Origin of the sequence: Cyclobacterium amurskyense, from assembly GCF_001050135.1 — a bacterium.
Classification (GTDB): domain Bacteria; phylum Bacteroidota; class Bacteroidia; order Cytophagales; family Cyclobacteriaceae; genus Cyclobacterium; species Cyclobacterium amurskyense.
This window is the reverse complement of record NZ_CP012040.1, coordinates 5,382,788-5,396,485: the sequence shown is the minus strand read 5'-3', so window position 1 is coordinate 5,396,485 and position 13,698 is coordinate 5,382,788. Positions and strand designations below refer to the sequence as shown.

Below are 13,698 nucleotides of genomic sequence, written 5' to 3'. Positions count from 1 at the left end.
CTGTTTACAATGCTAAATTGATACCTAAAGAGATGGTTCTTGCCAAAGGATATGCTCCTCTGTCTATGCCTTGTGACAAAGCAGAATTTCCCTGATAGTTGACTTCAGGATTGTAACCTGGGTATTTTGTAATAAAGAAAGCATTCTGTACACTCATGTATACTCGTAAATTGCTAATGTTGGCCCTGTTTGCAATTTCATTAGGTAAAGTATATCCTAAAACTACATTTTGAATATTTACATAGGTTCCTTTGAACAAAAGGCTTCCCGAAACACTCGAACCGTCTGCGCTTTTTCTTGTAGGGGATGCATAAGCTGCATCAGTCCTGTTTGGCGTCCAGTAATTGTTGAAGTATTCAGTAGTCATACTTCTTCTTCCTCCGCCTCTTCCAAGCATACTTTCAAATTCAACCATAGAAAGGTCTCCTCCTTGAACGCCGTTCACATGAACAGAAAAATCGAAATTCTTGTAACCGAAATTATTGGTCATACCCCATACAAAGGCAGGGTTATTTTGTCCAATAACTGTTTGGTCATTACTATCCAAGATACCGTCTCCGTTAACATCTGCTGCTTTTGGTGTACCAGGATTGGACCTTTTACTCCAAAGTGCTTGTTGAGGGTTAAAAATTGGCGAAGTCTTGACATCTTCCCAATCATCAAACGCGCCTAGGTTAGAATAACCCCAAATTCCTGCCAAAGGTCTATTTTCGGCAGTATACCCATTGTTATTGATTATTGGTCGTTTGTCTTTCCCTATATCCAACACCCTATTTCTGTAATAAGAAAGGTTGGCTGAAGTATTCCATGTAAATACGCCATCAAGATTTCTTGTAGAAATTGAATATTCATAACCTCTATTCCTCATTGATCCAGCATTGGCCATAAAGGAGCTGAAACCGGTAACTACTGGCAATGGCAAATTAAATAGCATGTTCTCTGTAAGTCTATGGAAATAATCCACACTGAAGGTTACCCTACTATCGAAAAGCTCCACATCTGTTCCAATAGTGAAATCAGTTGTTTCTTCCCATCCCAAAGATGAGTTAGCTACTTTTCCATCTACATAAGAAGGAGCGACGGTAGAACCAGCACCCAATACATAAGCTCCAGAGTTTAGTGTACTAAGGGCTAGGTAATTGCTTATTCCTGCATTACCAATTACTCCCCATCCACCTCGGATTTTTAGATCATTGACAACACTTCTTAAAGGCTCAAAGAAGTTTTCATCAGATGCACGCCATGCAACAGACATGGACGGGAATACCCCCCATTTGTTGTCCTTACCAAATTTAGATGATCCATCTCTACGAATACTACCTGTGAAGTAATACTTGCTATCATAATTGTATATAACCCTTGCAAAACTACCGATCATTGATTCACTTGAACGATTGGTTCGCGCATCATTTTGGGCATTTACTATGGTAACACCTTGATTTAGGGTAGGAATTAAATCTGTAGGGTAATCATATTTGTTAATATAAGTACTTCTGTAACTGGCTTCATCCACAGAGTACCCTACCATAGCGTTCAATGAATGAGCATCGAATTTTTTAGCATAGGTTAGGAAGTTTTGTGAATTCCAGGTAAAACTAGAGGTGACTTGATTGATTCCTCTTGACCTTGAAAAAGGTTGAGAAGTGGTAGGCATTGAATTAGGAAGGAAATAGTTTCTTTCCCAAAACCTAAATTGAGTGTGAAATTCAGATCTGAAAGTTAATCCTTCCATCAAATTGATCTCGGTATATATGGTTGCTAGGTTTTTTACTGTTCTCCTCTTGTCTTCGATTTGAAAATTTGAAAGTGGATTGACAGCAAAATCTAAATTCCAAAACCATGGGTTTTCATAGGTAGATTCTGTTCCATAATAATGTGGAACACCATTTTCGTCAGTTGGAGCCCAAATTGGAGGTAAACCTAAAGCATTGTAAAACGGGTTTCTAGTACTACCACCTTCTGTGTTGGCCAATACCTGCGTGTTTTCCAAAGATGGAGCCAACATCAAACCTAGTTTCAAGTAGTTGTTAACCTTCATGTCTATATTTGCCCGAAAAGAGAAACGGTCGTATCCGGAAGATTTGACGATACCTTCTTGGTTGAAATAACCACCTGAAATTCTGTAGGTGATGTCATCCGTTCCACCAGAAGCAGAAAGCTGAATATCGTTTGTTTTGCCCATTTGGCTAATTACATCCTGCCAATCAGTATTGTGTGGACTGTTTTTGGTAGTATCAGTAACTGTAATCCACCTGTAAAACATTTGGTAAGGATCTTGCATCCCCGCAGAATACTGGGAGTAGTTGGTCCAATTGCTAATTCTTGTTTCATCAGAATCAGTCCATTGCCAAAGTGGTGCTTCAGGATCATTGGTTCCAAAATTTGGATCTTCAATGACATAAGCAGCAGCCCTGGATTCATCCATCATCTGAAGGAATTGATCTCTGTTCAAGACTTCCACTTTATTCAGCATAGATTGAACCCCAGTAGTAGCATTGACTGTAATGCTTGGTTTGCCGGATTTACCTTTTTTTGTGGTAACCAAGATTACACCATTTGCCGCCTGAGTACCATAAATCGCACTTGATGAGGCATCTTTCAATACCTCAATGGACTCTATGTCTGCAGGGTTGATGGAGTTTAATGGGTTTTCAGTTTTATTGTAACCATCCTTAATAGGGAAGCCATCAATAACGATCAACGGGCTATTGCTCGCGTTAATTGAACTTACACCCCTGATCACGATATTGGATCCACCACCTGGTGCCGAGTTATTGTTTGAAATTCTAACACCTGCCATCTTTCCTTGTAATGATTGAGCAAAGTTGGAGGAAGGTCGATCTTTAAGGTCTTCTGCGGAGGCAGAAGAGATAGCAGTGGAAATGTCTTTTCTTTCCTGAGTACCATAACCAATAACGACTACTTCTTCGAGGGCAGAAACATTCTCATTTAAAGTGACATTTAGAATGCTACGTCCACCTATAGCTACACTTTGTTTTTCGAAGCCGATGAATGAAAATACCAGAGTAGCATTTTCTGGTACCGTCATGGAATAACTACCATCGATGTCTGTAACTGTTCCTATGGAGGTTCCAGGTATTGAAATGGTAACTCCTGGAAGTGGCTCGCCGTTTGCATCAGTTACAACTCCTTTAATAGTCACATCGACTATTGGAGAATTGGCAAAGGCTAAATGACTACCTAATTCATTGATACCGGGAGTAAAAGCGGTATTTGCGACTACTGGATTAACCAACATTTGACCTGTTGTTAAGGAGGCCAGTAGCAACCCGGTAAATAATTTTTTACATCCTATCCGCCGGAGAGGTATACTTTTTTTCATAACTATTGGGTTTATAATTTAATTAATAAAATTCACTAATGGTAAAATGAATTCAAATCTTAAATAAATATTAATTAATACAGAGATAATCCGATTTCTTTAATTAAAATCGGTCTCTTTTTAATTTATTTAAGTTGATAGGTTATTGTTTATTTATGGGGTAACGTACACGTTTATAGGCTGTTAATATTTACTTATTTGGGATATCGACTTTTTATAAATGGGAAAAATTATAAGAATTATTAACCCAATTATATAGATTAAAATTAACTTTAAAAAGTTATTATTTAAAATGATCATATAAATATAAATTTTTTAGTTAAAATCGGAGTGTTTTGTTCCCTTAATTTATAGGGAGTTCCATATTTTATTGATGTTTTTTTAATAAAATCAAAAATTTAATAGGTTAGTTAAGTATTAATAGATGGAATTTTTTGAAAAAAAATTTTTACGTAAAATTAAAAAATAGGGTTCAATAATTGAGTTGCTTTTTGTATTTGGATTTAAACGGTTAGGGCCTTCAAAACACCGTTTTTTTGATAAGTTGGTAAAATTTACTGGCATATTAATTGCAAGAAACAGACTATTATTTTAAGTAAATATCCTAATAAGACCGATAGGTTCTAAGTTTTAATCCTATATAATTTACCGTGCGTTATAAATTGATTCAAGATTGTTTGGTAGGAGTAGGGATTGCCTTTAGATCAATAATGAGATTTTAATTGTCCTTTTTAATTGAAGGGTTTAAACGAATGAAAAACTAAATTTTCATAAAAAATGAAAAAAAAGACCGCTATTATTCTTGGAGTTATTGTATTGCTTTTAATCGTGTTCAGGCTTTTCCTTCCAAAAATTGTTCTTCACTTTGTGAATAAGGAATTGGCTGAAATGGAAGAATACACAGGAGAGGTAGAGGATATTGATATTGCTCTCATAAGAGGTGCTTATATAATTGATGGTATTCATATTTTTAAAAGAGATACGGTCGATAAAGACCACACTGATAGTATACCATTTTTTACTTGTCCTGAAGTAGATCTGTCTGTTCAATGGAAGGCCTTGTTTCAGGGTAAAATTGTCGGTGAACTAATCGTTAACCAACCCAAGCTTAATTTTGTCCAAAGCAAAAATGAAGACAGGGAAGTTAAGCAGGACACTTCTGATTTGAAGGGCTTGATAAGAGATTTAATGCCTCTGGCTATAAACCGTTTTGAAATCAATCAGGGCGAAATCCATTATATAGACAATATGGCATCTCCTAAGGTTGATGTCTTTATAAAGCAGTTAAATATATTGGCAGAACAATTGACTAATGAACCTGTGGTTGGAGACTCTTTGCCCTCAACCTTAACTGCAAATGGAATTGCTTATGGAGGAAGCTTTAATTTAGATGTTAAATTAAATGCGCTGGCAGATCATCCGACTTTTGACATGAATGCTGAAATTGAAAAGGTGGATCTCGTAGGTTTGAATGATTTTTTAAGGGCCTACGGTAATTTTGATGTAAAAAAAGGAGAGTTCAATTTATTTACAGAGTTTGCCGCCAAGGAGGGAAGTTTTAAAGGATATGTCAAACCTCTAATCAAAGAGCTTGATATTGTACAATGGAACAAGGAAGAAGGAAATGTATTCCAAATTTTATGGGAAACGCTTGTTGCCGGAACCGCTGAGCTGTTTGAAAATCAAAAAGAGGATCAGATAGGTTCTAAAATTTTGATAGAAAATACTTTCGAAAATCCTGAAATTCACACTGGACAGGCAATTGTTCTGATCCTGAAAAACGCTTTTATACAAGCCTTAAAGCCGTCTATAGAGCAATCCATTAATATTTCCAATATGGAAGAAAAAGAAGGTGAAAAGGGCTTTTTTAAATCGCTTTTTGATGGAGAAAATTAGAAGTAAAAAGGCATTTCTTGTATAGATTTTTAATGCTTTATGGTACTTATGTGGTTTTAAATTAGATGGTCATATCCACAAAATAGAGGCTAAAAAACAAAAATCCTGTCGATTTAAGGCCTTTATTGTCAAGTGAATGTGTCATGTTTTAGAACAAAGAATGCATTTCTGAAAGCTAAAAAGTAGGATTGGATTGGCGCTTGTGTAATTTTTTCTGAATCTTTAAACCTGAAATATGCAATAGACATTCTATTAGGTGCTGAAATCGCTTTAAAATCAGCCACTTCGTTGCTGTTTTCAATTTCCCCATAGCGGTGCTATGCTAAAATCTCCAAACAGCCTGATTTACTTGCGATTGCAACACTTCCCGTAAACACGGGACAGGCTTCACCCCTGACATTGTCAGGGCGGAGAAATTCTATTACATAATCCGGGTTAAATCCAACTAGTCTGTTATTTTTTGTCTACAATTGCCCAGGAGATTTAATCCTTATTTAATATTATTTTTTAATTTTGATTGGGAGCGGCATAAAACATTTTTTATTGCCCGGATTATTTATAATGCTTTAGGTTAAATAAGGGCTTTGAATGATTGAACCAAACTCGCTGATTCCAAGGGATTGGTGTTACCACGTACAAATCAACTTTAATAGAAGTTTTGCTAAAACACTGCAATGTTAATACTGATATCAATAACAATTTACTGATTTCAAATAGTTATGTTTGACAATAGCATTAGCTAAATATTTTGGATTAGACTTATTACCAGATAGAAAATGATGAGATTTTTAAGTTGTGATTGGGGAACAAGCTCCTTTAGGCTAAGGATAGTAAATTTGGAAGATGCTACTATTGAAAATGAATATGTCAATGACTCAGGAATACAATCCGTCTACAATTCCTACCTTGAAAGTGATGGAAATGTAAATAGGGTTCATTTTTATTTTGATTTTCTAAGTAATGAAATCAAAAAAATGGCTGATTCCTTGCAGGTCAATTTGGAAGAAATGTTGATTGTTTGCTCCGGAATGGCTTCATCCAGTATTGGGATTAAGGAATTGCCCTATGCTGGTTTGCCTATGGATGTTATGGGTACTTCTATGGGTTTAGAGTATTTCCCAATATCTAAGGAATTCAATCACTCATTGCTTTTATTGTCAGGTGTCCAAAGTGCTGACAATGTAATGAGAGGGGAGGAGACCCAGTTGATCGGAGTCGTAAGGCAATTGAAAGATTTTTCTGGAAAGGGAATTTTTATTTTACCGGGCACCCATTCCAAGCATATATGGGTGAATGACAATCAAATAACCGGATTCAAAACTTATATGACCGGAGAGGTTTTTCACTTAATGGCCAATAAAAGTATTTTATCAAAAAGCGTAATGTATGATTCTGCAGATAATGTAAAGTACAAAGAAGTTTTTGCCGAAGGGATAAAAGAGGGAGCTAATAATGCGCTATTATCAGTGCTTTTTAAAACGAGAACAAATGATTTGTTTGATCGGTATTCCAAAGAAGAAAACTTTCATTATTTAAGCGGTTTGTTGATTGGGAATGAACTGACTAATTTGGTGGAAGAAAAGAATACAGAAATTTACCTCTGTTCAGAAGGTAAGTTGCACCCAAACTATGTTTTAGGTATGGAGATTTTGGGGATTAATCCTAAAGTATTGCCTATGCAATGGGTAAAACAAGCAGTAATACAAGGTCAAATTCAGGTTTTAAATCAACATATAAACAATGACAAAAACATTTTCCTGGGAAGCTTTTAATAAAGCACCCATCGTTTCAATTTTTAGAAATTTAAATAGTGATGATTTATTAAATGTAGCACAATGTTTTCAGGAGTCAGGACTTTCCACCATGGAGATTACGCTTAACTCAAAAAATGCTACCGATGATATTGAGCGCTTAGTTAAAGAATATGGTTCTATTCTTAATATTGGTGCAGGGACTGTTTGTAGTATGGAAGACCTGCATTTGGCACTTAATGCTGGTGCTCAGTTTATCGTTACACCAATATTGGATAAGGAAGTCATTCAATATTGTGTCAAAGAAAACATTCCAATTTTCATAGGGGCTTTTACAGCAACAGAAATATACACGGCCTGGAAGCTGGGTGCCAGTATGGTAAAAGTATTTCCTTCAGGAGCTTTAGGGCCAGGGTACATAAAAGATGTATTGGCCCCATTAGATAGTATTAAATTGATGCCTACAGGAGGGGTAAGTCAGGAAAACCTTACTGATTATTTTAAAGCTGGGGCAAGTGCTGTTGGAGTAGGTAGCGCTGTAGTACCAAAATCTTATTTACAGAATAAGGACTGGAAAGGACTGACCTCACATTTAAAACTATTTTTAAAGGCTTATCAAGATGCTATATAGGAAGTCCAGTTAAGGCTTTATATTGTCTTTACTTTACCTTAAACCTTCATTTCTTATTTATTTAATAAACCCATGGATCAAACACTATATCTTTTTATAATTACCTCTTTGTCTATATTGCTTTTGCTGGTATTAGTAATGAAGTTAAAGGTGCATGCATTTATTTCTTTATTATTAGCCAGTTGTTTTGTAGGCCTGGCTTCTGGTATGCCCTTTATGGAACTTATAGGGAGCCTTCAAAAAGGTATGGGTGATATATTGGGTTTTATTACCATAGTGGTAGGCCTTGGGGCTATTTTAGGAAAATTACTTGAGGTTTCTGGAGGTGCGCAAACAATGGCGCATTTTCTAATTAAGGGCTTTGGGGAGAAAAGGACTTCTTGGGCATTGATGCTGACTGGTTTTATTGTATCTATTCCAGTGTTTTTAGATGTAGGCTTTATTATCTTAATTCCTTTGGTTTATGCCTTGGCAAATAAATCTGGAAATTCACTATTACATTATGCTGTGCCTCTCTTAGCAGGTATGGCCGTTACACATGCGTTTATACCTCCAACTCCTGGGCCAGTAGCAGTGGCAGAAATCTTGAATGCACCTTTGGGCTGGATGATTATCTTTGGAGTGATAGTAGGCTTGCCTTGTGCTATTTTAGCAGGTCCAGTATTTGGTGGATATATTTCAAAGAAAATATTTGTACCAGTTCCATCCCATATTGAATTTAAAGATGAGGCCACAAGTAGTGCTTCGCGAAATGACTTTTATTTAATTGCTTTTATTATCATTCTACCTTTGTTATTGATTTTGATTGCCACTACTTCCAATCTATTGGTTGAGACAGGTTATCTAAATGGGGACAATTATTTGTTGGAATTGGCGCAGTTTTTAGGACACCCATTTATAGCATTGACTATAGCTACTCTAGTAGCCCTATATTTCTTAGGCTATAGAAAGGGATTTAAAGCCAAACAATTGCTTGAGTTTTCTGATAAGGCTTTGGCACCTGCAGGATTAATTATTGTCATTACAGGTGCAGGAGGCATGTTTAAGGAGATATTGGTTCAAAGTGGTGCTGGGGAAGCACTTGCAGAAGTATTCATTGCTTATAATGTTGCTCCTATAGTGATGGCTTATTTGATTGCTGTAATCATTCGAATTATTCAGGGATCAGCTACTGTAGCCATGGTAACAGCGGCAGGTATGATTTCTCCTATAATTATAGATATGAATATGTCAGACCCGCATAAAGCTTTAATAGGTATAGCCATAGCTGCAGGTGCATGTATATTGTCTCATGTCAATGATTCCGGATTTTGGTTGGTTAAGAAATATTTGGATATAAGTGAAAAAGAAACTCTACAAACCTGGACTACTTTGGAGACAATTATATCTATTACAGGATTTCTTATTGTATTAGGTATTTCTGTTATTTTTCTATAAATATTTAAAAACTAGATACTTGAATTTGTTATTTTGAATTTAACATATATATTTATGTATATATAACCCATAAATATGTATGTTATGAAACAATCCTACAGTGTTTTAAGCTTAATTTTTCTGCTGATTATACTTCCTATGGCCACGGTGTATTCTCAGAATGGGATTCCCGATAATAAGGGAAAGGAATTTTGGTTAATGTTTAACCGGAATAATGATAATTCAGGAGTTAATTTAGACCTATTTATTTCAGGTGATGTACCAACTACTGGAAAGGTCAATTTACCCAATAATGTTGTAATTGATTTTTCAGTCACCCCTGGAGAAATTACCAAGGTTGATTTACCAACAAGTTTATTGGCTAATCTAGACGATGAGATTAGTGACAAAGGGGTGCATGTTTTAGCCGAAAATGAAATTACTGTATATGGTCTAAACCAAAGGTCTGCTTCTACGGATGCCTTTTTGGGACTACCTGTTGATATTTTGGGCAATGAATATATTATTATGTCCTATACTTCTTGGAGTTCAACAGTTACGTTAGCTTCTGTATTTGGAGTAGTAGCAACCGAGGACAATACTAAGGTGACAATAATTCCTGCCAATGGTACCAGGTTAAGAGCTGAAGGAGTGCCTTATGAAATTACCTTGCAGAAAGGCCAAACTTATCAGCTGGCAGCTGCAATAAGTGGAAGAGACCTCACGGGTACTATCATTAGTTCTGATGCACCAATTTCGGTTTTTAGTGGACACACTTGTAGTAATGTACCTTTAGGTACAACTTATTGCGACCACTTAATTGAGCAAATTCCTCCGGTCTCTTCTTTAGGCCAAAGTTTTGTTACTACTCCTTTGTCAACAAGAAGGTCTGGTGATATTTTTAGAATTTTAGCCACCAAAGATGGGACAAATGTGTCAGTGGTTGGTACTCAGGGGTTTACTCAGGATTTTGTACTAGGCAAGGGGGAGTTTAAAGAATTAAGCATTCCCAGCAATGTTTATGCAAATATTGAATCCAATCAGGCAATTTTGGTTGCCCAGTATTCAAAAGGTCAAACATCAGATGGTGTGATTTCTGATCCCTTTATGATGCTCATACCTCCATTTGAGCAGTTTCAAAATCAGTATACAGTAAGTACACCATCTGTCGGCTTTAATAAGCATTTTATTAATTTAGCTGTCCCTATATCTCAAAAAGACAAGATTGATCTAGATGGTAGTTTATTAGACCCTTCTATTTTCACAGATATACCTGGCTCTACCTATGCAGGTGCCCAGGTAGAAGTTGCCCAAGGCACACATAATATGTCAGGAAACCTTGCCTTTGGTGCTTTTATGTATGGCTTTGGTAGTTATGATTCCTATGGATATCCCGGTGGGCAGGCCCTTGCCAGTGTTGAACAGGTTCGCAATATAAACCTGGATTTGGAGCAAGAAATTCAGCAAGGAACAACTTATTGTTTCAATTCTACTGTAACAGACGATGAAGGAGCACCTATTTTTGGGGTAAGGGTAGATTTTGAAGTTGAAGGAGTCAATGATAAAATAGGTTTCGCAGTAACTGATGAGCAAGGCATTGCCAATTTTTGCTTTGATGCAGTGAACGAAGGAACAGATAAAATAATAGCTACAGTAGGAAGTACAAGTGCAGAAGCAACTGTTACTACTACAATTCCTAGGCCTGACCAGGTGCTACTTTCTTCTTTGCCTGAATCAGTGAACTTAGGAGAGGAAATATGTTTAACAAGCTTAGTGTTGGATCAATTCGATAATCCAATGGAAGGTGAAGAGTTGTTCATTGAGTACATGGGCAATGTTATATATAGTGGAGATTCTGATGAAAACGGAAAAATTGAATATTGTTTTACTCCAGAAGAAGGAGGAGATCTTTTATTTACCAGCTATTATGAAGGTGGAGATAAAACCGAAACAACAGTAATGGTGAATGTACCTGCTTCAGTGCCAACATCTATAGACTTAAATGCCGGCTCTAATGAAGTCAATTTAGGCCAGCAGGTATGTGTGACTGCTACTGTTAAGGATCAGTTTGGCAAAGTAATGGAAGGTGTAGAAGTCCAATTAGAAATCAATGGAGAATCGGCTGGTTCAGAAATGACGGATGAAAATGGTATTGCTGAATTTTGCAAAACCGCAGAAGAGGAAGATGGAGAGCAGATTGTGTTTATTGTTAATTACCTAGGAGGAGGAACACCTGCCTCTACCAGTATAAAAGTCCTCAATTCTGGAGGTGGTGGAAATGGCGGAGGAGGAGACCTCGTTGCCAGCTCAATATCTATTTCCGGATTGCCTGTTGAAGTACAACTGGGAGAAGAAGCCTGTTTTGAGTCACTTGTACTGGACCAAAATGGAGATCCATTACCAAATACAGAGGTTGAAATCAAAGTTGGTGATGAGGTTGTTGCAACCCTTACTACCAATGAGGATGGAATAGTGGCATATTGCCTGGCTACGCAAACCTTAGGTGATCTTGAGTTCTCCGTTAGTTATTTTGATGGGGTTCCTGTGAAAGGTTCAGTTAAAGTTGTTCAGGTAGAAATAACAGCCACAACCATTTCAGTAAATCCATCTGAAGATAATGTAAGTCTAGGAGAGGAAACTTGCCTGGAAGTTGAGGTCTTAGATCAGTTTGATAATCCATTTGGTGCCATTGAAGTATTTATTACCAAAAATGGTGACCCAGCAGGATCGATGATGACCAATGAGGATGGCGTGTTGAATTACTGCTTCACTCCCGATATGGAAGGAGAATTTGAGTATGGCTTCTATTATACCGCCGAGAATTCTGTAAGCTCAACAATAACCGTTACGGACAATACCCCAATCCCTACGATTATCACTTTTGTAGACAACGAAGTTGAAGTAGTGGTAGGTGAGAAGGTTTGTTTGGCAGCCACCATATTGGACCAATTTGGGATTCCATTGGTAGGAGTAGAAGTATCCTTTGATGTAAATGGTGTGTTCTATGGCAAAGCCATCACCGATGAAAATGGTAGGGTAGAGTTTTGTGAGACTCCGGATGAGATGGGAGATTTGATGGTGACTGCTTCATATGAAGGAGGAGAACCAGCCGAAGCCACCATTATGGTAGTAACAGAATCGGACGACTTAGAAATCGAAAGCTTCTGGTTAGTGGATGCTGGAACCAATACCATTATCAGAGAGATAATGGATGGTGACATAATACCTTATTCTGAAGTCAAAGATAAAATGATCAATATGATGGTAATCACTGACCCTGAAAAAGTGGGTAGTGTGAAATTAGAATTGGAATCATTAACCTTATGTCCAACCTGTTCACCTGACATGCGAAGTACAACGGAAAATGTGGTACCTTATGCAATATTTGGTGATATTAATGGAGATTATACAGGTAAAAACATTTTGCCTGGAGTTTATGGATTTGCTGCCACTCCATTTGAAATGAAACACCTATCTGGTAGTCAGGGAGTTAAATCAATGGTAAACTTTGAAGTGATGTTTGAAGGAACCATTGATAGTTTCACTTTAGTCAATGCTACAGATGACACAGATATTAGAGAAATAATGGATGGTGATGTGATAGATTTATCAGCATTCAAAGGTAAAAAGTTTAATATCAGGTCAAATGTTCCTGAGAACCAACAAGGTGGTATTGATATGATGATTGAGGGTCCAGTTAATTTCTCCATGTTCGAGAAGGTGATGCCATTTGCGCTTTTTGGTGACAATGGAGGTGACTACGCTGGAAGAGACCTTCCTGAAGGAAACTATACCATGTCTGCAACCGCTTTTCCATCCAAGTCTACTGTGAATAGAGGTATAGGTGGAGCAACTGTTACAGTTAACTTTGAAGTGATTCACAATAGTAAAGTGGATAAATTCACTTTAGTAAATGCGGATACTGACGAGGACATCATGGAACTTATGGAAGGAAGCTACATCGACCTTAATCAGTACAAAGATGTCAAATTAAATATCAGGGCTGATGGCAAAGGTGATAATATAGCTGCTATGACTTTCCAATTATCTGGTGCTAAAGATTACAATTGGACAGAGAGAAAAGCACCATATGCTATCTTCGGTGATTTACCTGCCAATGATTATGTAGGAAAGTACCTTAAGGAGGGTAAATATAAATTGATGGTTACACCATACAATAGCGACAACACAATGGGCGGAGCACTGACAGTTAACTTTATTGCTGGTTATAATCCTGATATTAATGCAAGGATTAGCAATGAGTTCCTTAATCAGCTTGAGACCAATACCGCTGAAGGTGGTGCCACGGAAGGTAGACAGGAAGAAGACCTCATTGTCTATCCACAACCTTCTCAGAATCTAGTCAACATTCGCTACCCATCTTCTCTAAGTGAGGATGCGATGGTGATGATTTATAAAGGAAACGGTCAATTGATCCACGGTGGGCAGATGGCCAATACCTCAGACTTCAATTTTGGAAGTTATGGTTCTGGACTGTATCTGATACATGTAACCAATGGTAATAAGGTTATATCTAAAAAGGTGTTTATTTATTAAAAGAATAAATCAAATAGTGTCTTTTAAAAGCTCCGGGCAATTGTTCGGAGCTTTTTTTATAATTAGTGCCTATTTATAATTATCCCTAAATATGCAATAGACAT

6 protein-coding genes are annotated in these 13,698 nt (G+C 37.0%); 5 read left to right on the top strand and 1 reads right to left on the bottom strand.

Annotation, left to right across the window (positions count from 1 at the left end; translation table 11 throughout):
* Positions 1-4 precede the first annotated feature (4 nt).
* Positions 5-3,343 carry a SusC/RagA family TonB-linked outer membrane protein gene (locus CA2015_RS21565; protein ID WP_048643771.1) on the bottom strand — a complete coding sequence of 1,113 codons (3,339 nt, stop codon included), beginning with the start codon at positions 3,341-3,343 and terminating at the stop codon, positions 5-7.
* Positions 3,344-4,120: 777 nt separating this feature from the next.
* Between CA2015_RS21565 and CA2015_RS21560 the strand changes: the two genes are divergently transcribed.
* From CA2015_RS21560 to CA2015_RS21540, 5 genes are all read left to right on the top strand, one after another.
* Complete coding sequence (locus CA2015_RS21560; RefSeq protein ID WP_048643770.1) at positions 4,121-5,239, top strand: DUF748 domain-containing protein; 1,119 nt, start codon at positions 4,121-4,123, stop codon at positions 5,237-5,239.
* A gap of 776 nt (positions 5,240-6,015) precedes the next feature.
* Positions 6,016-7,011: a 2-dehydro-3-deoxygalactonokinase gene (locus tag CA2015_RS21555; protein WP_084011939.1), complete on the top strand. Its 996-nt coding sequence runs from the start codon at positions 6,016-6,018 to the stop codon at positions 7,009-7,011.
* Positions 6,980-7,621 carry a bifunctional 4-hydroxy-2-oxoglutarate aldolase/2-dehydro-3-deoxy-phosphogluconate aldolase gene (locus tag CA2015_RS21550; protein ID WP_048643768.1) on the top strand — a complete coding sequence of 214 codons (642 nt, stop codon included), beginning with the start codon at positions 6,980-6,982 and terminating at the stop codon, positions 7,619-7,621. The genes CA2015_RS21555 and CA2015_RS21550 overlap by 32 nt, the downstream gene beginning before the upstream one ends.
* 72 nt (positions 7,622-7,693) lie before the next feature.
* Positions 7,694-9,058, top strand: a complete 1,365-nt coding sequence (locus CA2015_RS21545; protein WP_048643767.1) for a GntT/GntP/DsdX family permease — start codon at positions 7,694-7,696, stop codon at positions 9,056-9,058.
* An 84-nt stretch (positions 9,059-9,142) separates the two neighbouring features.
* Positions 9,143-13,594, top strand: coding sequence for a T9SS type A sorting domain-containing protein (locus tag CA2015_RS21540; protein WP_084012050.1), 4,452 nt, complete (start codon positions 9,143-9,145; stop codon positions 13,592-13,594).
* Positions 13,595-13,698: the final 104 nt, after the last annotated feature.

Excerpts from the sequence above, each read along its gene's own strand:
- CA2015_RS21565 (WP_048643771.1), bottom strand. The coding sequence starts at position 3,343 with ATGAAAAAAAGTATACCTCTCCGGCGGATAGGATGTAAAAAATTATTT.
- CA2015_RS21560 (WP_048643770.1), top strand. The coding sequence starts at position 4,121 with ATGAAAAAAAAGACCGCTATTATTCTTGGAGTTATTGTATTGCTTTTA.
- CA2015_RS21555 (WP_084011939.1), top strand. The coding sequence starts at position 6,016 with ATGATGAGATTTTTAAGTTGTGATTGGGGAACAAGCTCCTTTAGGCTA.
- CA2015_RS21550 (WP_048643768.1), top strand. The coding sequence starts at position 6,980 with ATGACAAAAACATTTTCCTGGGAAGCTTTTAATAAAGCACCCATCGTT.
- CA2015_RS21545 (WP_048643767.1), top strand. The coding sequence starts at position 7,694 with ATGGATCAAACACTATATCTTTTTATAATTACCTCTTTGTCTATATTG.
- CA2015_RS21540 (WP_084012050.1), top strand. The coding sequence starts at position 9,143 with ATGAAACAATCCTACAGTGTTTTAAGCTTAATTTTTCTGCTGATTATA.